At 35.1% G+C, this 24,570-nt stretch carries 22 protein-coding genes; 18 read left to right on the plus strand and 4 right to left on the minus strand.

What is annotated here, in order from left to right:
- Nucleotides 1-110 precede the first annotated feature (110 nt).
- A complete protein-coding gene (locus HX049_RS10745; protein ID WP_286415799.1) occupies nt 111-1,187 on the plus strand; it encodes a hydroxylase in 1,077 nt (358 codons plus the stop codon).
- Between the two features lie 106 nt (nt 1,188-1,293).
- Entirely contained in the window at nt 1,294-2,358 is a 1,065-nt protein-coding gene (locus tag HX049_RS10750; RefSeq protein ID WP_286415800.1) for a hydroxylase, read from the plus strand.
- Between the two features lie 46 nt (nt 2,359-2,404).
- On the opposite strand, the gene HX049_RS10755 is transcribed toward HX049_RS10750, so the two are convergent.
- From HX049_RS10755 to HX049_RS10765, 3 genes are all read right to left on the minus strand, one after another.
- Nucleotides 2,405-2,779 carry a four helix bundle protein gene (locus HX049_RS10755; protein ID WP_286415801.1) on the minus strand — a complete coding sequence of 125 codons (375 nt, stop codon included), beginning with the start codon at nt 2,777-2,779 and terminating at the stop codon, nt 2,405-2,407.
- A 162-nt stretch (nt 2,780-2,941) separates the two neighbouring features.
- Complete coding sequence (purE, locus tag HX049_RS10760) at nt 2,942-3,427, minus strand: 5-(carboxyamino)imidazole ribonucleotide mutase (protein ID WP_286415802.1); 486 nt, start codon at nt 3,425-3,427, stop codon at nt 2,942-2,944.
- Between the two features lie 5 nt (nt 3,428-3,432).
- The gene (locus HX049_RS10765) at nt 3,433-4,587 is read right to left on the minus strand and encodes a 5-(carboxyamino)imidazole ribonucleotide synthase (protein ID WP_286415803.1); all 1,155 of its coding nucleotides are present in this window, start codon (nt 4,585-4,587) and stop codon (nt 3,433-3,435) included.
- Between the two features lie 1,011 nt (nt 4,588-5,598).
- On the opposite strand from HX049_RS10765, the gene hpt reads away from it, so the two are divergent.
- The 16 genes from hpt to HX049_RS10845 all read left to right on the plus strand — a co-directional run bounded on the left by hpt (nt 5,599) and on the right by HX049_RS10845 (nt 22,775).
- Nucleotides 5,599-6,132 (plus strand): hypoxanthine phosphoribosyltransferase, encoded by a 534-nt coding sequence (hpt, locus tag HX049_RS10770; protein WP_286415804.1) that lies wholly within the window; start codon nt 5,599-5,601, stop codon nt 6,130-6,132.
- 30 nt (nt 6,133-6,162) lie between these two features.
- The gene (locus HX049_RS10775; RefSeq protein WP_006259519.1) at nt 6,163-6,738 is read left to right on the plus strand and encodes an adenylate kinase; all 576 of its coding nucleotides are present in this window, start codon (nt 6,163-6,165) and stop codon (nt 6,736-6,738) included.
- An 88-nt stretch (nt 6,739-6,826) separates the two neighbouring features.
- Nucleotides 6,827-7,828 (plus strand): GTPase ObgE, encoded by a 1,002-nt coding sequence (gene obgE, locus HX049_RS10780; protein ID WP_286415806.1) that lies wholly within the window; start codon nt 6,827-6,829, stop codon nt 7,826-7,828.
- A gap of 163 nt (nt 7,829-7,991) precedes the next feature.
- A complete protein-coding gene (mbhE, locus tag HX049_RS10785) occupies nt 7,992-10,298 on the plus strand; it encodes a hydrogen gas-evolving membrane-bound hydrogenase subunit E (protein ID WP_286415807.1) in 2,307 nt (768 codons plus the stop codon).
- The gene (locus HX049_RS10790) at nt 10,288-10,731 is read left to right on the plus strand and encodes a Na+/H+ antiporter subunit B (protein WP_286415808.1); all 444 of its coding nucleotides are present in this window, start codon (nt 10,288-10,290) and stop codon (nt 10,729-10,731) included. Before mbhE ends, HX049_RS10790 begins: the two co-directional genes overlap by 11 nt.
- 11 nt (nt 10,732-10,742) lie before the next feature.
- The gene (locus HX049_RS10795) at nt 10,743-11,096 is read left to right on the plus strand and encodes a Na+/H+ antiporter subunit C (protein WP_006259515.1); all 354 of its coding nucleotides are present in this window, start codon (nt 10,743-10,745) and stop codon (nt 11,094-11,096) included.
- Nucleotides 11,093-12,604, plus strand: a complete 1,512-nt coding sequence (locus tag HX049_RS10800; RefSeq protein ID WP_286415809.1) for a proton-conducting transporter transmembrane domain-containing protein — start codon at nt 11,093-11,095, stop codon at nt 12,602-12,604. The genes HX049_RS10795 and HX049_RS10800 overlap by 4 nt, the downstream gene beginning before the upstream one ends.
- Nucleotides 12,605-12,611: 7 nt before the next feature.
- Nucleotides 12,612-13,094 (plus strand): Na+/H+ antiporter subunit E, encoded by a 483-nt coding sequence (locus tag HX049_RS10805; RefSeq protein ID WP_006259513.1) that lies wholly within the window; start codon nt 12,612-12,614, stop codon nt 13,092-13,094.
- Nucleotides 13,091-13,366: a cation:proton antiporter gene (locus HX049_RS10810; protein ID WP_006259512.1), complete on the plus strand. Its 276-nt coding sequence runs from the start codon at nt 13,091-13,093 to the stop codon at nt 13,364-13,366. The genes HX049_RS10805 and HX049_RS10810 overlap by 4 nt, the downstream gene beginning before the upstream one ends.
- A complete protein-coding gene (gene mnhG / locus HX049_RS10815) occupies nt 13,359-13,757 on the plus strand; it encodes a monovalent cation/H(+) antiporter subunit G (protein ID WP_286415810.1) in 399 nt (132 codons plus the stop codon). The genes HX049_RS10810 and mnhG overlap by 8 nt, the downstream gene beginning before the upstream one ends.
- Nucleotides 13,758-13,822: 65 nt before the next feature.
- Nucleotides 13,823-15,976, plus strand: coding sequence for a S46 family peptidase (locus tag HX049_RS10820; RefSeq protein WP_286415811.1), 2,154 nt, complete (start codon nt 13,823-13,825; stop codon nt 15,974-15,976).
- Between the two features lie 84 nt (nt 15,977-16,060).
- On the plus strand, nt 16,061-17,065 hold the full coding sequence (locus HX049_RS10825; RefSeq protein ID WP_286415812.1) for a hypothetical protein: 1,005 nt from the start codon (nt 16,061-16,063) through the stop codon (nt 17,063-17,065).
- Nucleotides 17,025-19,346, plus strand: coding sequence for a hypothetical protein (locus HX049_RS10830; protein ID WP_286415813.1), 2,322 nt, complete (start codon nt 17,025-17,027; stop codon nt 19,344-19,346). Before HX049_RS10825 ends, HX049_RS10830 begins: the two co-directional genes overlap by 41 nt.
- A gap of 455 nt (nt 19,347-19,801) precedes the next feature.
- Nucleotides 19,802-21,163 carry a UDP-N-acetylmuramate--L-alanine ligase gene (locus tag HX049_RS10835; RefSeq protein ID WP_286415814.1) on the plus strand — a complete coding sequence of 454 codons (1,362 nt, stop codon included), beginning with the start codon at nt 19,802-19,804 and terminating at the stop codon, nt 21,161-21,163.
- Nucleotides 21,164-21,328: 165 nt separating this feature from the next.
- Nucleotides 21,329-22,021: a RadC family protein gene (radC, locus tag HX049_RS10840; RefSeq protein ID WP_286415815.1), complete on the plus strand. Its 693-nt coding sequence runs from the start codon at nt 21,329-21,331 to the stop codon at nt 22,019-22,021.
- A 55-nt stretch (nt 22,022-22,076) separates the two neighbouring features.
- Nucleotides 22,077-22,775, plus strand: a complete 699-nt coding sequence (locus HX049_RS10845) for a YjjG family noncanonical pyrimidine nucleotidase (protein WP_286415816.1) — start codon at nt 22,077-22,079, stop codon at nt 22,773-22,775.
- Between the two features lie 14 nt (nt 22,776-22,789).
- Here the strand turns inward: HX049_RS10845 and HX049_RS10850 are convergent, their stop codons facing one another.
- Nucleotides 22,790-24,067, minus strand: coding sequence for a replication-associated recombination protein A (locus HX049_RS10850; RefSeq protein WP_286415832.1), 1,278 nt, complete (start codon nt 24,065-24,067; stop codon nt 22,790-22,792).
- Between the last annotated feature and the right edge of the window lie 503 nt (nt 24,068-24,570).

The raw sequence follows: 24,570 nt of genomic DNA on the forward strand, positions 1-24,570 counted from the left end.
ATGGCTTGTTAATAATATTGGAATGTTTTTTGCACTAGGTGTGAATAATCACATATTAATCAATTTTTAAATTAATATGTTTGTTGTAATAGATAATTAATCAATATGTTATGATGGAAATATCAGCAAAGGATTTAGATATTCTTAGAAGTGAAGTAAATGAAGCTATTAGATTAGGTACATTAACGGATAAGCAATTAAAAGTTATCTATGATAATAAGTTGTTTAATATGTTTGTGCCTGCATATTTAGGTGGGTTAGGAGTAAGTCTGATTGAAGCTTTGCAAGTAGAGGAGCAGTTGGCTAGAATAGATGGAAGTCTCGGATGGACTGTGACGATGTGCGCTGGAGCCAATATGTTTGTTGGTTATTTAGAGGGCTTTCTTGCTAAAATGATTTTCCAAGATCCAAAAGTATGTTTTGGAGGCAGTGGGCAGATAGATGGTGTTGCTAGGGTATATAGAGATGGTTACATCGTAAATGGAACGTGGGATTATATCGTAGGATTACCTCACTGTACTGTATTAACCTTGAACTGTCATATAGAAGAAAAGGGAGAATTGCTTTATAAGGAAGATGGGTCACCTTATTTTAAAACGTTTTTCTTCTTCCCGAAAGAGGTGACTATTATTGAAGATTGGCAGTCTATTGGACTTAAGGCTACTGCTAGTCATAGTGTTAGTATTAAGGAGTTTAGGGTGAATGTAAATAGAGCCTTTGAGATAGATAGTAATCATCCTATAATTAATGAACAGACCTATCACTATCCTTTTATGTCCTTTGCATTGTTAACTTTGACAGCAAATCATTTGGGAATGCAAGAGCATTTTATGGATGAATTAAAGAAGTATTTTACAGGAGAATTGTATAATAAATATTTCGAGTTTAAAGATGAATTGTTCTATCAGTATGAAGAGAAATTCCTTGAGAGAAGAGCAGCCTTTTATCGCTTAGCTAAGTTATCTAGTGACGAAATAGCACTAAATGGCAAGTTAACAGAGCAGACTACTACTGATATTGAGAAAATGTGTAAAGGTCTTGTCTATAAAGGACGTAATGCTGTTTTGAAGGTTGTACCTTATTTAGGAATGGGAGCGATGGACTATACTACAGAGATGAACCGTATTATAGGAGATATTCTTACTGCGAGTCAGTTTAGTTTATTGTTACCTGATAGTTTAGAATAGAGAAAAATAGGCCAATAGAAGAGATCTCATCAGTATTACTGATGAGGTCTTTTTTTGTTTAAAGTGTTTTAATGCGGTAGCTTTGTTGTAGACAAAACAACATATTATGAAACAGTATCTAAGTGATGCCGATGTGCAAATACTTAAAGACAATATAACTACAGCAGAACAATTAGGTCATCTAACAGAAGAACAACTAGAAGTGCTGTATAGAAACAATTTATTCAACCTATTTGTGCCTAAGCAATATAAAGGCTTAGAAGTAGACTTTATCGATGCGTTAAGAGTAGAAGAGCAGTTAGCAGCTATAGATGGGAGTTTAGGATGGACCGTGACACTATGTGCAGGAGCTAATATGTTTGTAGGATTTTTAGATGCTAATGAAAGTAACAAAGTTTTTCAAGATACAAAAGTGTGTTTTGGAGGTAGTGGTAAGGTTAGTGGAGTAGCAAGAGAAGAAGGAGAGTATTATCTTATCAATGGGACTTGGGATATTGTAACAGGATTACACCATTGCACAGTTTTTACAGCGAATTGCCATCTCGAAGTTAATGGGGAATTGCAGTATGATGTAGAGGGTAGACCTGTATATAAGTCATTTTTCTTTTTGCCTTCTGAAGTAACAACTAAGAACAGTTGGGATACCTTAGGACTAATAGCTACAGGGAGTCATTCTATTGTAGTAAAAGAATTACGCGTACCTAAATCACGCAGTTTTAGTATCACAAGTGAGGCGTGTACTATTGACACCCCACTTTATAAGTTTCCATTTTATCCATTTGCAAAGTTTACATTAGCTGTGAATCAGTTGGGAATGCAATACCACTTTCTACAAGAGGTAGAGGTGTATTTTAATAAACTCAAAGGAGGTGCTTATGAGCAGTTCCAAACAGAATTGTTAGAAAAACTACAGACAGCCTATCACACGCGTAGAGAGGCTTTTTATGATTTAGCATCTACTACATGGCAGAAAGTACAAGAAGGTGCTGAACTGACAGAAGAAGAGTGTAATGCTATAGATAAACTGTGTAAAGAAGTGGTGTATCAAGGGAGAGATGAGGTGATACAGAACTTACCCTATCTAGGGATGTACGGAGTGAATAATAGCTCTCCTATAAGTAGAATCATCAGAGATATATTAACCGCATGTCAGCATAGCCTGTTTCTTTAATTACGATTTTCAAATTACGAATTAAAAATTAAGAAAGTTTAAATACCTATTTATTCTGTGTAACTCTTTCTTTATTTTGTATAGTAATTCTGATACTACCAATGATTTTTAGAATCTCATCTAAATCCTGAAGTAAGCTGTTTTTCTCACGAATAGTCAAAAAGTCTGTGTCTGCTAATAATCTAATCCAATAATGAGTTTCACGAGCTTCTTTATAAGCAATAGATAATTTAGCGTAGAAGTCTTTTTCTGTCTGTCCACCAAGGGCTTCTTCAACATTAGCACCTATAGAAGTGCCAGAGCGAAGAAGTTGTTTACTTAGTACATATTCTTTTTTAGTCGCAGATAGATGTTTATATAGGCGGATGGTTCTTACAGCAAAATCATAGGTTTTAGTTTGTATTATATTTTCTTGCTTCATAAAGTAACAAGGTAGTTATAGGTTTTAAAGTAATAATAACCGAAATATGAAGTAATATACTTACTCCATATTTCGGTTATATTTAAGTTGCTGAGTCATCCCTCACCCGTAGGGTGATGATTCTTAATTTTTAATTTATAATTCTTAATTTAAATAAAAGGTCTAAAGACCTTTTATTTCGGTTGCTGCTTTAAGCACTGCTTCTCTTAATCCATTTTTATAGTCTACCATCTTATTGCGAAGGTCTTCATTTTGACTACCTAATATCTGTATCGCTAGAAGACCTGCATTTTTTGCACCATTAAGGGCTACTGTAGCTACAGGTACACCACCAGGCATCTGTAAGATAGATAGTACACTATCCCATCCATCGATAGAGTTGCTAGATTTAACAGGTACTCCGATCACTGGAAGTGGAGACATAGAAGCTACCATACCAGGTAGGTGTGCTGCACCTCCTGCTCCTGCGATGATCACATGGATACCACGCTTATGAGCATTAGAAGAGAAGTCTACTAGTTTTTCAGGTGTTCTGTGAGCAGATACGATATCCACTTCTACTTCTACACCGAATTCTTTAATAATATTGATTGCATCTTGCATGACAGGCATATCCGATACGCTGCCCATTACTACTGCTATTTTCATAAGATTTATTTGCTGATTACTTTAATAGTTTCTTTTACTTGCTGCGCTATTTCTCTCGCTTTAATCATATCGCTATTCACGATCGTTACATGTCCCATTTTTCTAAAAGGACGAGTCTCGCGTTTGCCATAGATATGAGGAGTCACACCCTCTATCGCTAAGATATCTTCCATTCCTTCATAGTACACTTGTCCAGTATAGCCTTCAGCGCCTACTAAGTTTACCATGATACCAGCCACTTTACTATCTGTATTCCCTAAAGGTAAATCTAGAATAGCACGGATGTGTTGTTCGAACTGAGAAGTATAGCTCGCCTCTATAGAGTAGTGTCCAGAGTTATGAGGACGAGGAGCTACTTCATTTACTAATACATCGTCATCTTGCGTTTGGAACATCTCCACAGCTAATAAACCTACATGATTAAATTTCTCAGAAACTTGTAGCGCAATAGCTCTTGCCTTATCCGCTACAGCGCTATCGATACGCGCAGGACAGATCACATATTCTACTTGGTTAGCCTCTGGATGGAACTCCATTTCTACTACAGGGTATGTTTTGATTTCTCCAGAAGCAGAACGGGCTACGATCACAGCTAATTCGTTTTTAAAAGGAACCATCACTTCTGCGATACACTCTACATTAGGTAGTGCATCTAAGTCAGTAATCGTACGAACTACTTTTACTCCATTACCATCATACCCAAACTGAGCTGACTTCCATACGAATGGCATCGTTACTTCATTAGCTGTAGCTGCTGTTTTTAGAGCTTCTATATCAGAGAATCTCTTATAAGGAGCAGTTGGGATATTATGAGTAGTATAGAAATCTTTTTGATTTCCTTTGTTTTGGATTAATCGAAGTGTCTTAGGAGAAGGGAATACTTTAAGCCCTTCTTCTTCTAACTTATCAAGTGCGTCTAAGTTGACATTTTCTATTTCGATCGTTAAGACATCCACTGTTTTACCAAAGCGATAAACAGTTTCAAAATCCATTAAATCCCCTTGGAAGAACTGATGTGCTCCATACTGAGAAGGGGCATCTTTACTAGGATCTAGTACATTGGTAGCGATGTCAAATTTACGAGTGTCATATAGGAGCATTTTACCTAATTGACCTCCTCCTAATATTCCCAAACGGAAATCAGTAGAAAAGTAATTCATTGTGTAGTTGTATTGTTATTAAGGCAAAGATAATTTAAAAATATCTAAAATGAAGCATATTGCTATCTGTCTTGTGCTGCTTAATGTATTTATAATTTCTTTGACAAGAGACATAAATTAAGAGTAGATGATTTTTGAGATAAGTAAAATACAAATAGGTTGTGTTTGTTAAAAAAAGAGTATTTATTTTTAATAAATAAAAAAGTATATTTAGGTATTAATGTGTTGTATAGTAGGTTTTTGTGTTGTTTTTTGTGATAGGAGTGCTATTCTTGAGTATATGTTGTAGTTCCAGTATATATAACCCTTTTGAGTGAATGCTTCAACACTCCTTCAACATTGCCCCAAGAATGCTCTACTAGAGAGGGTGTTTGTTGAAGGAATGTTGAGGGGATATTGAGGAGGTGTTGAAGAAGAAAGAAAGTAGTGTAGTGATAAATAAGTCTATATTCTCATTCTGTTTGGGATTGATTGACTTATTATTAGAAGTAAAAAAGATGGTTTGTACTCAAGATAACGGTGTGATAAGAAGTTTTTTTTAGGAGAAATTACACCTCGATTATGTTATAATAAATGAAAGTCTGTATTGTTTATCTTATTGATTATATGAATTAACTAATTTAATATGATAATTAAATGATTTTATTATTGAATTTTGCTTATTATTAAATTATAACGTTTTATTAAATAAATATTTTTTAGTTAAAAAAATTAACTTATATTTGGTAGGTTATGAGTTGTGAATTGGCTCATTAAAATTGAAATTACGTTTTAAGTAGTGAAAATAATCTCAACGATAGAACTATAAACTTTGGTTTTAGAGTTAGATTGAATTAGTTTGTTTTAGACGTAGCGTGTAATAGCGCTACGTTTTTTGTTTTTAAAAACAAAAGGCTAAAAAGTAAATTATTGGGGTTTATTTTTTGGTTATTTAGGTTAAATCCTTTGCATAGAAACGAATAAACCTGTATTCTTTTTGTATATTTGCAAATTACGAACAACTTCGACACAATGGAAATACAAGTATTGGATAAAGTGTTTGTTCCTTTTATTTCAAGGGAGCAGATTGATACTAGATTGCGTGAAATCGCAGAACAAATAGAAAAGGATATGAACGGAGACGTTCCTGTATTTATAGGGGTTCTTAACGGTTCGTTTATGGTTATTTCTGATTTGGTGAAGCATTATAAAGGCTCATGTGAAATGAGTTTCGTTAAAATGGCTTCATATATAGGAACTCAATCAACTAATCAGGTTAATCAATTATTAGGACTTGATATAGATGTTACTGATAGAAGAGTAGTTATTATAGAAGACATTGTAGATACTGGGAATACACTAGTAGCGTTAAAGAAATTATTTGATCAACATAAACCTAGTGAAGTACGTATATGTACGCTATGTTTAAAACCAGAGGCTTATACGAAAGATATTCATTTAGATTATGTAGCTTTTGAGATTGAGAATAAGTTTATCGTAGGATATGGAATGGACTATGATAAATACGGTAGAAATATACCAGAGATATACCAAATTAAAGAATAAAGATTAGACTAACAGAATAAACAATAAATAATGATTGCAATAGTTTTATTTGGAAAACCAGGTGCTGGGAAAGGTACACAGGCTGAGTTTTTAAAAGAAAAGTATAATTTAACACATATCTCTACAGGGGATGTATTTCGTTTTAACTTGAAAAATGATACTGAGCTAGGTAAACAAGCTAAAGTATATATGGATCAAGGAGAACTAGTTCCGGACAGTGTTACAATTAATATGTTGGCAGAAGAGGTGAGTAAAAATATGGATAAATCAGGATTCTTATTCGATGGTTTTCCTCGTACGATCGCTCAAGCTGAAGCACTAGAAAAACTATTGAATGAGAAAGGAATCACTTTTGCAGGAACTGTAGGTTTAGAGGCAGATGATGATGTATTAGTAGCGCGTATCCTAGAGAGAGGTAAGACTAGTGGTAGAGCTGATGACCAAGATGAGGCTAAGATTCGTACACGTTATACAGAGTATAATGAGAAGACAGCTCCTCTTATCGCGTTCTACGAAGCAAAAAATAAATTCTACGCTGTAGATGGAATAGGTTCTATCGAAGAAATTACAGGACGTTTAAGCAAAGTTATAGATACTTTAATATAAGGTACTTTATAACATTCACTAAAAAATATTACCTTTGCCGCCCAATTCCTATTGTATGGTGCAATAAGGACGAAAAAAAATAAAGGAAATGACTGAAGGGAATTTTGTCGATTACGTAAAGATATATGTAGCTTCTGGTAAGGGAGGTAGAGGATCTACACACTTACACAGAGAAAAATTTATTGAAAAAGGTGGGCCTGATGGTGGAGACGGAGGTCGCGGAGGACACGTATACATAGTCGGAAATGAAGGTTTATGGACTTTATTTCACCTTAAATTTGCACGTCATATTAAAGCAGGTCATGGGGGTGATGGAGGAAGTTCTAGAAGTACAGGGTCAGATGGTGAAGATAGAATTATCGAGGTGCCATTAGGAACTGTAGTGAAGGACAAAGAGACAGGTGAAGTATTATTCGAAATTACTGAACACGGCGAAAAGAGAATCGTAGCTGAGGGAGGTAAAGGAGGATTAGGTAACTGGCATTTTAGATCATCTACTAACCAGACTCCTAGATATGCACAACCTGGAATGCCTAGTGAAGAGCTAGATATTATATTAGAATTAAAAGTATTAGCTGATGTCGGATTAGTAGGATTCCCGAATGCGGGTAAATCTACATTACTGTCTGTACTTACTTCGGCTAAACCAAAGATTGCGGATTATCCGTTTACGACACTGAAGCCTAATTTAGGTATTGTGTCATATAGAGATTTTAAATCTTTTGTGATTGCAGATATTCCGGGTATTATCGAAGGAGCTGCAGAAGGTAAAGGTTTAGGTCATTACTTCTTAAGACATATAGAGAGAAACTCTACTTTATTATTCATGGTGCCTGCGGATGCTGATGATATTAAAAAAGAGTATGATATCTTAATAGATGAGCTAAGAAGATATAATCCAGAAATGCTGGATAAAGATCGTCTTTTAGTAGTTACTAAGTGTGATATGCTAGATGATGAGCTACAATCAGAGTTAAAAGAACAGCTAGATGCTGAACTAGACGGAGTACCATACATGTTTATTTCTTCAGTGGCTCAACAAGGGCTAATGGAGTTGAAAGATAAATTATGGGAAATGTTGAATAAATAAGATTAAATTAAGGGAATTACCTTTAATCCCCTATTGGTAAGATAAAGGTGAGGAAAATGTTTGTGTTATTTGTTGTTATACGGCAAGTTATAAGTTAAAATTTATTTTTTTTGTATATATTTACATCAAACTGAAAATATATATTTAGAGAATTAAACAAAATATGCTAACATTAATTTTTCTCACTTTTGTACTTGCTTTTGGAGTATTATTTCTAAAAAAGTTTGTACAGACTAAATTTGTAGCATTAATATCCCTACTTCCATTTTCAATTTTTTTATATCTATTATCTTTTTTACGTTCTGTAAAAGACGGATTTAATAGTGTCCTATTTAGCACTGAATGGATTCCTACGTTAGGTATCAATTTAGACTTTAAAATAGACGGTCTATCACTTTTGTTTGGATTATTGATTTCTGGAATTGGAACATTGGTATATTTATATGCTTCTTCTTATTTAAGAGGGCATCCTCTGTTACACCGTTTTATTTGCTACCTGACTGTTTTTATGGGAGCAATGTTAGGAGTGGTTACTTCTGACAATTTAATCACCTTGTTTATTTTTTGGGAGCTAACGAGCATAAGTTCATTCTTCTTGATTGGTTTTAATAATGAAGAAGAAGAATCTAGAGCGAGTGCGTTGTGGGCCTTAGCCATTACAGGATTAGGAGGGTTCTTTTTACTGTCCTTTGGTGTAATCGTAGGAACTATATCCGGAACATATTCTATCCACGAGTTATTGGGACAGAGTGATGTGTTAAAGGAGAGTCCTTTCTACTTATTAATTATTATTTTCTTATTCATAGCAGCTTTTACTAAGTCTGCACAGTTTCCTTTTCACTTTTGGTTACCAGGAGCGATGAAAGCTCCTACACCAGTATCAGCTTATCTACACTCTGCTACTATGGTGAAGGCTGGGGTATACTTAGTAGCTAGATTCACTCCGATACTCGGTGGTAAGATGGAGTGGAACACGATCTTACTGGTAGTAGGTGGCGTGACCATGTTATTCGGTGCTTTTCACAGTGTATTTAGAAAAGATATGAAAGGGATATTAGCTTACTCTACTATATCTGCCTTAGGACTATTAATGTTCTTGTTAGGAATAGGTACTCAGATAGCACTGTATGCTATGGCAGTATTCGTATTAGCACATGCATTGTATAAAGCAGCTTTTTTCTTGATAACAGGTATTATAGATCATGCATTACATACTCGTGATATTAATGAGTTAGGAGGGCTACGTAAGTACTTTCCACTGTTAAGTGTGGCAGCCGTTGTTGCCGCATTATCATGTGCGGGTATTCCTTTGACTTTCGGATTTATTGGAAAAGAGTTAATCTATGAAAGTGGACTTCATTATATGAATGAGACTTTAGCAATTATATTAGTAGGCGCTTTATTCTTCACTAATGTATTTTTGACTGGATCAGGTTTCTTAATAGGTATAAAACCATTCTTTGGCAAAGCAACTAAGAACGTTTGTATATCTCATCAACCTGATTGGGCACTAATAGCTCCACCTGTAGTATTAGGGTTCTTCACCTTATTACTTGGAGTGTTACCCGCTATTGCTTATCATGAAATTATCTTGGCGACCTTTAGTGCTATTTATGGCTCTGTAGTAGAGATGCCTCTAGCGATATGGCATGGTGTGAATACTAGTCTATTATTAAGTGGATGCACGATAGTGCTAGGTACGATAGTGTACATTATCTTTAAGAGATGGAAGAACCCACTATGTGTGGTGGAGAACTTCGAGAAAGTATCACCTAAGAATATATTCTCTATCATCGTAGAGTTCTTTAGAGTACTAGCATATCGTTATACTTGGATCTTCCATAATGGATATCTGAGATCTTATCTAGCAGTAATTATTGTTTTCTTTGTAGGCTTAGTTGGGTATAAGTTATTTGCAGATGTTCCACTGCGTGTGAACACTACGGGACTGTCTGAGTTTAGAGCTTATGAGTTAGTTGTATTCTTAATTGCAGTTGTGGCAATTGTCTTTGCGATTAATACATCATCTAGATTAACGGCAATCGCTGCGACAGGTGTGGTAGGGTATTGTATCTGTTTAATATTTGTATTCTATGGAGCACCAGATTTAGGAATGACTCAGTTCGCTATTGATACATTGACTACAGTTTTATTTATTTTAGTGTTGTTTAAATTACCTCCATTCTTAAAGTTAGGAAATAGAAAGATACAGTTTAGGGACGCAGTGATTTCTATAGCGTTCGGTGTTCTGATTTCTATTATTACTCTACAGGCTCTAGTCTCTCCTGCAGATAAAGATATCAGTAGATATTATGCAGAGAACGTATATGTACTTGCTAAAGGTAAGAATGTGGTGAATGTTATTTTAGTTGACTTTAGAGGATTTGATACCATGATAGAGACTATAGTGTTATCTATTGCGGCATTAGGAGTATTCAGTATGTTAAAATATAGAGAAGATGAAGAATAAGACTAAGTACGATATAAAGAAGATGGACTCAACGATATTGAGGACAGCGACTAATTATTTATTACCTCTACTGCTATTATTCTCTCTTTTCGTATTGTTAAGAGGACATTATTTATCAGGAGGAGGTTTTGTAGGAGGGTTGATAGCATCTATAGCATTTGTATTGCATGCTTTTGCATATACAACTAGAAGAACATTGAGACTGTTCCAGATTCCCCCACGTATGTTGATACCTATAGGATTGACAATTTCTTTTATAAGTGGTTTTTTGCCAGTGTTATTAGGTAGACCATTTATGACTGGGGTATGGTTTGCAGATAATGTAGCGGTTATAGGTTCTGTGGGAACTGCTTTATTTTTTGATATTGGAGTTTATTTAGTGGTAGTTGGTGTTGTGCTAACTATATTATTAACTATTTCAGAAAGTGAATAAAAGAGATAAGTATGGAATTACTATTAGTATTATTAGTTGGAATTTTATATTCTGCAGGGATATACTTGATCTTGCGTAGAAGTATGGTTAAGTTACTTTTAGGGTTTATGATGCTAGGTAATGGCGCCAATATATTAATCTTCTTGATGGGGGAATTAACCAAAGGGAAAGCACCTATTATTAATGGAGAGAGTAAACATTTTACAGATGTATATGCAGATCCAGTGCCTCAAGCATTAATCTTGACAGCCATAGTTATCAGTTTTGGATTGACAGCTTTTGCAATTATTTTATTGAAAAAAGTACATGAAACAACAGGAACTGATGATTTAGATTCACTTAATATCCAAGATTTAGATATATGATTTCGAACTTTATATTAGCTCCTATATTAGCACATATGTTGACGGCTATTGTCCTGTTGTTCTTCTGGAAGAATGTACAGGCACAGAAGACCGTAAGTGTGATAGGTAATATAATCGGCTTCTTTGTAAGCTTAAGATTGTTTACCTTAATATGGGAAAATGGAAATATGACCTTACAGATGGGAGGCTGGGAAGCACCATTTGGAATTACTTTCGTAGGTGACATGTTGAGCGCTACGATGGTGATGCTTACTGCTATTGTTTCATTAGCTGTAGGTATATACTCAACAGCTGCGACTAACATTAGTCGCATACGATATGGGCACTTCTTTATCTATCACTTCCTAATCATGGGATTGATGGGAGCCTTTTTGACAGGAGATATATTTAATCTTTATGTGTGGTTTGAAGTAGTGATTATTTCTTCTTTTGTTTTATTGACATTAGGAGGAAAAAAGAGACAAATGGAAGGTGCTGTGAAGTATGTAACCATGAATATGCTAGCATCCGTAATCTTCTTAACAGCCATCGGGATTCTATATGGGATAACAGGTAGTTTGAATATTGCAGACCTACCTGAACATGTAGCAGCAGTGGAGAATAGAGGATTAGTAACAGTGACCGCATTGTTGTTCTTTGTTGGTTTTGGTATTAAGTCAGCAGTATTCCCAATGTACTTTTGGTTGCCATCATCTTACCATACACCGCCATCGGCTATCGGTGCTGTGTTTGGTGGATTGTTGACTAAGATGGGAGTGTATTCTATGATAAGAGTGTTCACAGTAGTGTTCGAACCTGATGATTTCGTATTACAAGTATTTATAGTTATTGCTATTCTTACGATGATAAGTGGCGCATTAGGAGTAATCAATAAAAGAAATATTAGAAGAATATTATCTTACTTTATTGTTTGTCATATAGGATATCTGATAGCGGGTATTGGTATTTATACAGAGCTAGCTTTTGTAGGGGTAGTGTTTTATCTAATCCACGATGTCATTGTGAAGAGTAACTTCTTTATGATGAGTGGTCTGATACAAAAGATACGTGTAACGCAAGATATTTATCGACTAGGAGGATTCTATAAGGACTATCCAAAGCTGTCGATTGTCTTTGCGATTATCTTATTCTCTCTAGCAGGTATACCACCGTTGTCTGGGTTCTGGCCAAAGATACTTTTGTTCCAGGAGGCCTTTAAGCAGGAGAGTTATGTGTTATTAGGGACCTTGATATTTGCGAGCTTTATTACTTTATTTATTGTAGCTCGTATTTGGTCAGAAGTGTTTTGGAAAGATTTGCCAAAGCCAAATGCGGAAGAGGTAGACTATTTTGCACCGTTCCATACTAGAGGTAAAGTAGCTTTAGTATTACCAGTTATAGGATTAGCTGTAGTGTCACTGTTGATAGGGTTTAATGCTTCTTTTGTATTTAAAGTAGCAGAACGAGTAGCATACGAATTAATGAACCCATCAATTTATATAGAATCAGTAATGCATCATTTAAAATAAACAGATTATGTTGAAGTACTTTTTACTTAATTTATTATTGACATTTGTCTGGGTTGCTTTAACAGGACAGTTAAATTATTCTAACTTCATCTTTGGAGGTGCGGCAGGATTCTTTATTTTATGGATGCTAACGAGAAGATCTAAGCAAGCAGATAAGGAATATTTCTATCGTGTACCGAAGATTATGATTTTTATTCTCTATTTTCTTTATGATATGATGGAGGCTAACTTACGTGTAGCGATAGATGTAATGACACCTAATTATCATACAACACCTGGTATCATTAAGTATAACCTAGATGCTAAGACAGATTTTGAGATTACGATGTTGACCAATATTATCGCTTTGACTCCAGGTACTATGGTGATTGATATTGCAGAAGATAAAAGTTATGTTTATATACATACTATGTATTTAAGAGATAAACACAAGTTTATTAAGAATATGAAAGAGAGAACAGAAACTAAATTATTAGAGATATTGCGATGACAGTAGAAGATTATTTAATATATGTAATTATGCCTATCATCAGCTTGTCTTTAATCTTCATATTTATAAGATTTCTAAAGGGGCCAAGCGTATCAGATAGAGTAGTTGCTCTAGACTTACTGATTACAGTAGGAGTAGGGGTTATTGGAGTGTTTAGCTTGATTGCTAATGACCCGATATTCCTAGACGTGGCAATGATATTAGCATTAATAGCATTCTTGAGTACAGTGGCTTTTGCCTATTATTTATTAAAAAGGAATAGAGATGATTGATATTGTGATAATGATATTAAGTACTGTAGGAGCGGTTTTTGTATTGATAGCTTCTATTGGGATAGTGCGTATGCCTGATTTCTATACAAGACTGTCTATTACTATTAAGGCAGCGACTTTAGGTATTGGCTGTATTCTTACAGCAGCAGCTATCCATTTTGCGGAGTTTTCGACAACGACAAAGGTGTTAGCAATTATATTTTTCTTGTTTATCACTTCACCTGTGGCAGCATTTTTGATTGCAAGAACGGCTTATATTACAGGGATAAAGCTATGGGATAAGTCTGTGGTAGATGAACTACAGAATCGATATGACAACCATAATAACATTCCTTTAGATGCCTGTAGTGATGAAAAAGTAACCACTAAGGAGCAATCAGATAAAGAATAATTACTAGAATTGAGGATGATTTATAGAATTAAATTTATCTTCGCATTTCTAACATACTAATTAATATGAAAAAAATCGTTTTATTTTTAACTGCATTCATATTAGCGATACCTACTACGGTAAAAGCTGATGAAGGGATGTGGTTCTTAATGTTCATAGAGCGTTTAAACCAACGCGATATGGAGAAGATGGGACTACAGTTGACATCTGAAGAGATATATAGTATCAATAATCATTCGTTGAAAGATGCTATTATACAGTTTGATGGTGGATGTACAGCAGAGATTATATCTAACCAAGGTTTGGTATTGACTAACCACCACTGTGGATATGATAAAATAGCTAAATTATCTACACCAGAAGATGATATCTTAACGAATGGATTCTGGGCAAAAGACAAAGCTAGTGAGAGAGCAGCTAAAGGTCTTTCTGTTCGTTTCTTTGTGAGAATGGACAATGTAACAAAGCGTATCTTAAGTGTTGTTAATGATAAGATGTCTGAGGTTGAAAGAGAGAAAGCAATCAACCAAGAGATCGCTAAGGTTCAAAAAGAAAATGATGGAGATGGTAAATACACTGTTTCTGTAAAATCATTTTTTCAAGGTAATGAATTCTATTACTTCGTATACCAAGATTACAATGATGTTCGTTTAGTAGGAACTCCTCCTAATAGTATTGGTAAATATGGAGGGGATACTGATAACTGGGAATGGCCACGTCATACAGGTGACTTCTCTTTATTCCGTGTGTATACTGATAAAGATGGTAACCCTGCAGAGTACTCTGCTGATAATGTACCAATGGTTCCTAAACACCATTTACCAGTATCTATCACAGGTATTAAAGAAGGTGATTTCTCTATGATATTAGGATATCCAGGACGTACAAATAGATGGATGCCTGCACAAGGAGTAGAGCAAAATATTAAGTTCGCTTATCCAGCTTGGGTTGAAGGATCTAAGTTAGGGATGGATGTAATGAAGAAATACATGGCTACAAACGATGCAGTACGTCTTAACTATGCCTCTAAATATGCAGGTGTAGCAAACTACTGGAAGAACCGTCAAGGTATGATTGATGCATTGACTCAACATCAGACTGTAGCAACTAAAACAAAAGCGGAAAAAGATTTCCATAAATGGGCGTCTAAAAAAGAGAACGCTGCTAAATACGGAAATGTAATAGCTGATATTAACGCATGGTACAAAGCGACTAATGAGAAGTCTCGTCATGATAATTACTTAATGACAATGTTGCGTACTTCTAATTTAGTAGCTGCGCCATATCGTTTAGCTGGTGGTATGGAAGCGTATGCTGCTGGTGATGATAAGAAACGTGCTGAGATGTTACCTGAGTTTAAAGAGTACATTAAGAGTATCTATGGTAGTACTTATGAGCCATTAGAAAGAGAAATGTTAGCTAAGCAATTAGCTCTTTATGCAACTAAATCTACAGGATATGCAATTGCTCCTTATGTAGCAGAAATCAACAAAGAGTACAATGGTGATTTTGAAAAGTATGTAGATGAAATCTTTGAAAAAAGTGTATTTGCTAATCAAGAAGCTATCGATGCGTTCTTAGCAGATCCTAAAGGAGTTACTATTTCTCGTGATCCAATGTTGAAGTTATCTGTAGCTATTATGGATTACTATAGAGCTATGCCTGATAATGTAAGTGCATTAGAAGATAAGTTCCAAAAGGCATATAGATTATTTGTAGATGGAGTACAAAAAAGTAATCCTACAGGTAAATACTATCCAGATGCAAACTCTACTTTGCGTTTAACTTATGGTACTGTAAAAGATCTACCAAGAGGAAATAAAGTAAATGATGCTGCAGAGAACTGGTTTACTACTTTAAAAGGTACAGTTGCTAAACATAAAGTAGGTGACGAAGAGTTCGAAGCACCACAAAAACTAATCGACTTATATAATAAGAAAGATTATGGGGTGTATGCTGATAAAGCTGGACACATGCCTGTAAACTTCTTGACTAATCATGATATCACAGGAGGTAACTCAGGTTCTCCAGTATTAAATGGAAAAGGAGAGTTGATTGGACTTGCTTTTGATGGTAACATCGAAGCGATGGCAGGAGACGTTATTTATGACCCTAAATTACAACGTACAATTAACGTAGATATTCGTTACGTACTATTCATTATAGATAAGTTCGCTGACGCTAAACATATTGTAGACGAGATGACTATTGTAAAATAGTTCATTTAGTTAAAGTTCACAAAACGCCTAAATTATTTAGGCGTTTTTTTTGTGCATAAATGTTTCGTGAATTAAGTTTACATCATGAAAAAGTATGTGTTATTTATCTGTTTAATATTATTGGTCGGCTGTGGCTCTAAGGGAGATAAGGACTTGCAGACGAAGTTGTCTTTTTACTATTGGAGAACTAACTTTCAGTTAGACTCACTAGAAAGAACTACGCTTAAAGAGTTAGAAGTGGACAAGCTTTATATTCGCTATTTTGATATTGGACTACAAGGTAATTCTCCTATACCTATACGACCTATACTGTTTAAAGATTCTATTCCTAATCTAGAGATTGTTCCAGTTGTATATATAAAGAATGAAGTCTTAGTGAATACTAAGGTAGATAGAGAATTGTCAAAAAAGATAATAGACTATATCAATCAAATTAATAAACACAACCATATACAGATAAGTGAGATACAGCTAGACTGTGATTGGAGCTTGAAGAGTAAGGATTCTTTTTTTGAGTTAATAGAGTCGATTAAGAAAGAAAGCCAGTGGAAGGTGTCATCTACGATTAGACTGCACCAAGTGAAATACGCTGCTAAGACAGGAATCCCAAAGGTGGACTATGGCGTACTGATGTATTATAATATGGGGACTATCTCAGCAGATTCGTTGAACTCTATTTATGACCGTAATATAGGAAGCAAATATATAGGGGCGTTAGCTGATTACCCTTTAGAGCTGAAGTATGCTTTTCCTATCTATTCATGGGTAGTACATACTAGAGCTAATAAAGTTGTTCGCTTAATCAGTAGAGTTCGTACAGATGAAGTGGATAAAATAAGTGCTTTTAAAAGAATAGATGAGACTAGATATAGTGTGACAAAAGAAGGAATGTATTTTGGACAGTTGTTTTTAGTCGGCGATCAGATAAAAGTAGAAACGACTACTAGCGAGCAGTTGTTAGAAATGAAAAAAGACTTAGAGAAGGCAAGTGGGAAGTGCCCCTCTGAAATTATACTATATGATTTAAATTCAAGAAATATCCCTTATTATGAAAAAGAAGTTTGGAAAAAGATTGTTGTATGCGAGTAGCTTATCACTGCTGTTAGGAGCAGGTGTGTACTCATACGGATGTGCTGATGGGTGGTGGAGTTATTCCTCTGTTTCAAGTTTTACACCAGAAGCATTTGTAGATAACTCATACAAGCCTTTGTTTTTTGCACCTTATGAGAAGTTCTATGATGGTGCATATATGTATAACGCTGGTATGTATAATGAGGATATTGTTAAAGAATGGACACAATATTTAGGCAATGCTGTACCAGCTGATGTGGTGAAGGAGTGTTTAGTGTCTAATGAGTTTGAGATGGACACGATGTATACTATACATAGCGAACTGAGAAAAGGGAAAAAAAGAAGTAGTATCTATGACTTAGACTTAAAGAATAAGAAAGTAGAGAACTTTATTAACTTTCTAAACTTTGCGAAAACAGTAGAACAATATTCAGCTCAAGAGTTTGAGTATTGGAACTATGAACAGCAAGTAAAAGAACAATTGCCAACAGAGTACGCTAATAAAGTGCAGAGCTTCTATGAGAAGATGGATAAGAAGGATACTTTTTTTGCGAATAGAATGTGGTTTCAAGTGATGAAAGCTAAGTTCTACTCAGCAGATAAGAGTAGTGTGATTGCTTATTTTGAATCTACAGCGAGTAGTCAACCTCAGAATACACTGTATTATAGAGCGATGTCTTATGTAGCAGGAGCATATTATGAACAAGCTAATTTTGCGAAGTCAAACCTTTTATACGCTACTGTTTTTGATAGAGAACCTTCTATGCGTCAAGTAGCTTTGTATAACTTTAAGCCTCTTGATAAAGCTTCTATTACAAAAATAGTAGAGAATACAGACGACAGAGATGTGAAAGCAGCTATATGGTCTATCATGGGATACTATGATGATCTAGGTGAATCCATGAAACGCGCTTATGAGGTCAACTCTAAGAGCCCTCATATAGACTATATTTTGACGAGATGGGTGAATATGCAAGAACAAGAAGTCAATGTATTTGCAGAAAGTAGTTTTAAGTCTCGTGATGAGTATTTCAAGGCGATTAAGAAGAAGATAGATCAGAATACACTGAAGTGGATAAAGTCTGTAGCAGATAAACCACAAGAAGTAGCTAATCCTGTACTGTGGAAGTTAGCTGCAGGATATATGGATATCTTCCAAGGAGAATATAAGAACGCCACTAAACAGATAGAAGAAGCTAGTAGTTACTCTAAAAAGGAAGACAAATTATTGGCAGAACAAATCAGATTGTTTGCTTTGATTAATACAGTATCTCAAGTCAAAAAGTTAGATAAGAATACAGAAGAAAAACTATTGCCAGAACTAAAATGGGTATATACAGAGCTAGTGAAGAATGACTATAGTGATCCTTTTAGATATGAGTATGCGGCAAGTTGGATTAGACAGTTTTTATCAGCTACTTATAAAGAGCAAGGCAATGCTATCATGGCAGAGATATTAAACTCTCAAGGTGTAGCTTTTTATAAAGAAAAGAAACAGTCTAATGCTATGGAGAGCTTCTTGCTAAAAACGAATCATTCAGAGATAGAGCAGCTATTCACTTCTTTGTATCAATATAATCTAAGTGATATCTATGAGAGTAGAGCGATTCATTTATTCTATGAAGATAAGATAGATGAGGCTATTGTAGAAATGAAGAAGGCTGTGCCTATCAAGAAGAAGAACACTTATAACGATGAGTACACCGTGTTGATGTATAATACAGCTACACTTTTAGGTAATCCATTTAACGGAAAGATCAAGGACTGTAACGATTGTGATCATGCAGCTAAGCAGACTACCATTTATACGAAGCTATCCTTCTTAGAGAAGCTAAGAGATATGAAATCAAATATTGCTAATGGTACAGATGTATTTAGCAATGCACTCTTAGTGGGTAACGCTTATTATAATGCTACATATTTTGGTAATGCACGTGTATTGTATTATAATAGTATTTGGGATGAGTATGGAAGTAATAGTATTGGCATGGAGAATAAATCTAGTATCTTGAATATGAACAACGCTAGAAAATACTATACCATAGCTAAGCAACATGCGACTACAAAAGAAGAAAAAGCAAAGTTAGCTTATTTCGATGCTAAGCTTGAGCGAAATGAATTCTATGTACAGACTTATCATAACAAGGATTATTATATGGGAGCATGGGGAGATGATATCATGTTTAAGAAGTGGAATGGCTTCTCAGAGTTAGCTGCTAACTATAGTGATACGAAATATTATCAGGAAGTGATTAAAGAATGTGGTTACTTTAGAAAGTATTTAGGACTGAATTATTAAGAATGAAAAAAGCTCAAGGACACTTGAGCTTTTTATATTTATAGAGTATCTATTTATTGATATAGATGAGTAGTACAGATGTAATACCTATAGAAATTACCAGCGGAAATAATGATATAATAATAGAAACTAAGGGCATAGTAGTACTGACAAAAGCCTTTTTAGCTCTTCGATAGGATGCGATGCCAAAGGCAAGACCTATAAGACTAAAAAAGCTAGAGATAAAATTGATAAAAGGAATCCAACAAATAATGAATGCAATAACAGAGCATACAAAAGAGATAATGTAATAAACAAGACTCGTATCTCTGTGGTTATTTATTTCATAATAGGATTTATCAGGTTGCATGACTTATTAGCTAAAAATTGAATGTAATATAAAGAAAAAGAATTTCATATTGTTATTTAAATTGTAATTTTACAACTAATAGAATTGATAGAAAAAAACTTATATAATGCGTATACATTTTATCGCAATCGGAGGAAGTGCAATGCACAATTTGGCATTAGCCTTACATGCAAAAGGAGATATTGTAACAGGTAGTGATGACACTATATTTGAACCTTCTAAATCTAGATTAGAAGCTAAGGGATTATTACCAAAAGAAGAAGGGTGGTTCCCAGAGAAGATAACAGAAGAGATAGACGTTATTATTCTAGGGATGCATGCTAAGGGGGATAACCCAGAATTGCTAAAAGCAAAAGAATTAGGACTGACTATTTATTCTTACCCTGAGTTTATCTACGAACATTCTAAGAATAAAACACGTGTTGTAATAGGTGGGTCTCACGGTAAGACTACTATTACTTCTATGATATTACACGTGATGCATTATCATAACGTAGAAGTAGATTATCTAGTAGGAGCACAGTTAGAAGGTTTCGATAGAATGGTGAACCTAACTTCTGATAATGAATTTATGCTAATAGAAGGAGATGAGTACCTATCATCAGCATTAGATCTTCGTCCTAAATTTCATATCTATCAGCCGAATATCGCTTTGTTAAGTGGTATAGCATGGGATCATATTAATGTATTCCCAACTTTCGAAAACTATGTAGAGCAGTTTAAGATTTTTATAGGCAAGTTAGTCAATGGTGGAATCTTAGTATATAACGAAGAAGACGCTGTGGTAAACCAACTAGTAGAAGAAGCTACTAATCCGATTAGAAAGATACCTTATACTACACCATCATATACTATCGAGAATGAGCAGACTTATTTAGATACGAATGACGGGCCTATGCCATTAGAAGTATTTGGTAAGCATAACCTTAGTAATATAAGTGGAGCGAAGTGGATCTGTCAGAATATGGGGATAGATGAAGAAGATTTCTACGAAGCTATCGCATCATTTAAAGGAGCTTCTAAGAGATTAGAGAAGTTAGTAGAGACAGACCAGACAGTAATCTATAAAGACTTTGCACATTCGCCGAGTAAAGTGATCGCTACAACAGAAGCAGTGAAGGCACAGTATCCTAATAAGAAAGTAATTGCTTGTCTAGAATTACATACCTATAGTAGTCTTAACTCTGCCTTCTTATCACAGTATGAAGGCGCGTTAGCTAAGGCAGACGAAGCAGTGGTATTCTACTCTTTAGATGCCCTAAAGATTAAGAATATGCCAGAGATCTCTCAAGAGCAAATGCAGACTGCATTTAATAGACCTGGGTTAGCTACTTATACTAACGCTACTGATTTTAAACAATATCTAGAGCAGTTAGACTTAAATAATGCGGTATTGTTATTCATGAGTTCTGGTAACTATGGAGGTTTGGACATGCAAGCGTTTAGTGAAAAAGTGAAGAATAAATAGAGCATATACACTATCCTTATTATACTATTAAAGAGGTTATCAAATACAACAGTACTTGATAACCTCTTTTTATTTGAATATTGATCGCATTTTAATATACACTTAATATAGAAGATATCTCTTAGGTTTAGTTTTTGTGAGATAGATAAGTATAAATCAATGACTATGGAACACCAGAAAATAACGATCAAACAATGGGCAGAAGATGATAGACCTAGAGAAAAATTAATGTTGAAAGGCAAGTCCTCTTTAAGTGATGCCGAACTATTAGCTATACTCATAGGATCAGGACATAGAGAGGAGTCTGCTGTAGAGCTGTGTAAGCGTATATTGGCTATGTATAATAATAACCTAAGTGTATTAGCTAGACAGAGCATTGCAAGACTTACTGCATTTAAGGGAATAGGAGAAGCGAAGGCTATTGCGATTATTGCAGCTTTAGAGATAGGGCAGAGAAGGAGGCTAAGTGAGCGTGTAGAAGACCCTATTATAAGTTCTAGCAGTGATGTCTTTGAATTGATTAATCCAATTATAGGCGATCTAGAGCATGAAGAGTTTTGGGTGCTTTACCTGAATAATTCTAATAAAGTAAAGTTTAAATCCCCGTTGAGCAAAGGTGGGATGACAGGCACTGTAGTAGATGTGAGACTTTTATTTCAGATAGCGTTAGAGCAGAAGGCAGTCGGGATAATCTTGACTCATAACCATCCTAGCGGTAAAGTCAAGCCAAGTGATGCGGATATTCAGATTACTAAAAAGATTAAAGAAGCAGGACGTATTATGGACATCCAGTTACTAGATCATTTGATCATTACAGAGTATAGTTACTACAGCTTTGCAGATGAAGGAATTTTATAAGTAGTTTTAGTTCTAAAATACCTACTTTTGTAAGTCAAACAAAAGATTATAAAAAATGGGAGTAAAAAGCTTAACGAGTAAGACAGATATCTTTTTTGATCTAGACCATACCTTATGGGACTTTGAGAAGAACTCTGCTTTAGCTTTTAATGATGTTATTGAAGAATTAAAATTACCTTTTAGTACAGAGGCTTTTCTAAACCATTATGTCGCGATTAACAACGAGTATTGGGATAAGTATAGTTTAAATCAGGTAACTAAAGAGGAGCTTAGAATTGGGAGAATCAGAGATACCTTTGCTAAGCTAGGATATCAGTCTACTACAGAAGAGATGTTGCTATTAGGAGATAATTATCTAAAGGCTATGCCTAATCATAACTATCTATTCGATGGTGCTATAGAAGTATTAGATTACTTACAAGACAAATATAAGCTTCATATTATCACCAACGGTTTTAATGAAGTACAAGGCAAAAAGTTAGACCGATCAGGGATATCAGGCTACTTTCAGACAGTCACTAACTCTGAGATGGCTGGGGTGAGTAAGCCTAATCCAGAGATATTTAATTATGCATTAGATAAAGCTAAGGTAGGAGTGAAAGACTCTGTGATGATAGGAGATAACTTCTTAGCTGATATAGAAGGAGCGCTAGGAGTAGGAATGGATGCGATATATTACAGTCAATCAAAAGAAAGAGTAACACCTCAGATCTATCACGTACAGAAATTAATAGAACTAAAAGACCTGCTATAAGCAGGTCTTTCTATTTAGTAGTTGTATTTAAATTTCCATCTGTTTCGCAAGAATTCTCGAGTACTATTCTCTCTATTGTTCACACCAGGTTCATAGAGTACAGTGCCTTCTAGTTCATCTGGTAGAAACTCTTGTTCTACGAAGTTATTTGTATAGTCATGAGAGTATAAATACTCTTGGCCATACCCTAATTCTTTCATTAGTTTAGTAGGTGCATTTCTTAAGTGTATAGGTACAGATAAGTCACCAGTTTGTTTGACGAGTTGCTGTGCTTTACCTATTGCTAGATAGGTAGAGTTGCTCTTAGGCGAGGTAGCTAGATAGATAGCGCACTGGCTAAGTAGTATTCTACTCTCAGGATACCCTATGACAGACACAGCCTGGAAGGTATTGTTAGCCATAATGAGCGCAGTCGGATTAGCATTACCGATATCTTCCGATGCAGCTATAAGTAATCTTCGCGCGATGAACTTCACATCTTCACCCCCCTCTATCATTCTCGCCAGCCAATATACAGCCCCATTAGGGTCGCTACCTCTGATAGATTTGATAAAAGCAGATACGATATCATAGTGCTGCTCACCAGTCTTATCATATAGTACAGTGTTCTTTTGTACTATTTGCATTACGCGTTCATTGGTGATCTCGATCTCGTCATCATGAGTAGCGTTGATGATAAGCTCAAAGGTGTTTAATAGCTTACGACCATCTCCACCTGATATTCTAAAGAGAGCTTCTGTCTCTGTCAGGGTTATCTTTTTCTTTTTTAAGAAGAGATCTTTACTCATAGCGCGCTCTAAGAGGTGTTGTAAGTCTTCTTTTGTAAACGCATTAAGGGTGTAGACCTGACATCTAGAGAGCAGAGCAGGGATAACTTCGAAGCTCGGATTCTCTGTTGTAGCCCCGATAAGAGTAACCCAGCCACGCTCTACAGCTGCTAATAGAGAGTCTTGTTGAGATTTACTAAAGCGGTGTATCTCATCGATGAATAGAATAGGGTTCCTAGCAGTGAATAGACCACTGTTAGACTTGGCCTTTTCGATTACTTCTCTGATATCTTTAACCCCTGAGTTAATTGCGCTCAATACATAGAATGGTCTTTCGCTCTCTTTTGCGATAATTTCTGCCAGGGTAGTTTTGCCTGTGCCTGGAGGTCCCCAAAAGATTAAGGATGGGATAAACCCAACTTTTAACTGATTCGTTAAGATACCATTCTCTCCCACGAGGTGTTCTTGACTGACATAGTCACTCAGTGTATGTGGGCGTACTCGTTCTGCTAAAGGTGCTTCCATTATCGTAATTAAATCTCTTATCACAAAAATACAATCTCTTTTTTAGATAACGATGTTTTTCCATAATGGAATATGCAAGGTCTAGTAGTTATAGGTTAGAGTGTGAATATTTGGACATAAGCTAATGTTAATGTAAATTCTTACTTAAAGGAGAATACGTGGAGTATAAAAGAAGTATTCATGGACAGAGCACTTCTCTTTCCCAGTATTTATTGCCTATTGTCCTACTATTGTCGAAGGAGTTTGCATCAATGCCCTATTTTACTAGGGTAATGGTATATTTTAAATATTATGTTTTTTAAGGTTTTTTGTGTAATTGATTGATATTTAAGTTGTTATTTGTTATGTTGAATAAAAAAAATGATTACTTTTTTCTTTGATTTAGGGATTATTGGCTTGTTTTGGACACTTTTTTCAAAAAAAACAGGTAGTGATATCGTTCATTGCTCTCTTTTAGACCAATATAAGGCAGTATAAATTAAAAAGTGACTTGCTTTTTTTTG

Origin of the sequence: Myroides odoratimimus, from assembly GCF_030326305.1 — a bacterium.
GTDB classification, from domain to species: Bacteria; Bacteroidota; Bacteroidia; order Flavobacteriales; family Flavobacteriaceae; genus Flavobacterium; species Flavobacterium odoratimimum_A.

Bases quoted from the DNA above. Each gene is read 5' to 3' on its own strand.
- HX049_RS10745 (WP_286415799.1), top strand. From the start codon at position 111: ATGATGGAAATATCAGCAAAGGATTTAGATATTCTTAGAAGTGAAGTA.
- HX049_RS10750 (WP_286415800.1), top strand. From the start codon at position 1,294: ATGAAACAGTATCTAAGTGATGCCGATGTGCAAATACTTAAAGACAAT.
- HX049_RS10755 (WP_286415801.1), bottom strand. From the start codon at position 2,779: ATGAAGCAAGAAAATATAATACAAACTAAAACCTATGATTTTGCTGTA.
- purE (WP_286415802.1), bottom strand. From the start codon at position 3,427: ATGAAAATAGCAGTAGTAATGGGCAGCGTATCGGATATGCCTGTCATG.
- HX049_RS10765 (WP_286415803.1), bottom strand. From the start codon at position 4,587: ATGAATTACTTTTCTACTGATTTCCGTTTGGGAATATTAGGAGGAGGT.
- hpt (WP_286415804.1), top strand. From the start codon at position 5,599: ATGGAAATACAAGTATTGGATAAAGTGTTTGTTCCTTTTATTTCAAGG.
- HX049_RS10775 (WP_006259519.1), top strand. From the start codon at position 6,163: ATGATTGCAATAGTTTTATTTGGAAAACCAGGTGCTGGGAAAGGTACA.
- obgE (WP_286415806.1), top strand. From the start codon at position 6,827: ATGACTGAAGGGAATTTTGTCGATTACGTAAAGATATATGTAGCTTCT.
- mbhE (WP_286415807.1), top strand. From the start codon at position 7,992: ATGCTAACATTAATTTTTCTCACTTTTGTACTTGCTTTTGGAGTATTA.
- HX049_RS10790 (WP_286415808.1), top strand. From the start codon at position 10,288: ATGAAGAATAAGACTAAGTACGATATAAAGAAGATGGACTCAACGATA.
- HX049_RS10795 (WP_006259515.1), top strand. From the start codon at position 10,743: ATGGAATTACTATTAGTATTATTAGTTGGAATTTTATATTCTGCAGGG.
- HX049_RS10800 (WP_286415809.1), top strand. From the start codon at position 11,093: ATGATTTCGAACTTTATATTAGCTCCTATATTAGCACATATGTTGACG.
- HX049_RS10805 (WP_006259513.1), top strand. From the start codon at position 12,612: ATGTTGAAGTACTTTTTACTTAATTTATTATTGACATTTGTCTGGGTT.
- HX049_RS10810 (WP_006259512.1), top strand. From the start codon at position 13,091: ATGACAGTAGAAGATTATTTAATATATGTAATTATGCCTATCATCAGC.
- mnhG (WP_286415810.1), top strand. From the start codon at position 13,359: ATGATTGATATTGTGATAATGATATTAAGTACTGTAGGAGCGGTTTTT.
- HX049_RS10820 (WP_286415811.1), top strand. From the start codon at position 13,823: ATGAAAAAAATCGTTTTATTTTTAACTGCATTCATATTAGCGATACCT.
- HX049_RS10825 (WP_286415812.1), top strand. From the start codon at position 16,061: ATGAAAAAGTATGTGTTATTTATCTGTTTAATATTATTGGTCGGCTGT.
- HX049_RS10830 (WP_286415813.1), top strand. From the start codon at position 17,025: ATGAAAAAGAAGTTTGGAAAAAGATTGTTGTATGCGAGTAGCTTATCA.
- HX049_RS10835 (WP_286415814.1), top strand. From the start codon at position 19,802: ATGCGTATACATTTTATCGCAATCGGAGGAAGTGCAATGCACAATTTG.
- radC (WP_286415815.1), top strand. From the start codon at position 21,329: ATGGAACACCAGAAAATAACGATCAAACAATGGGCAGAAGATGATAGA.
- HX049_RS10845 (WP_286415816.1), top strand. From the start codon at position 22,077: ATGGGAGTAAAAAGCTTAACGAGTAAGACAGATATCTTTTTTGATCTA.
- HX049_RS10850 (WP_286415832.1), bottom strand. From the start codon at position 24,067: ATGGAAGCACCTTTAGCAGAACGAGTACGCCCACATACACTGAGTGAC.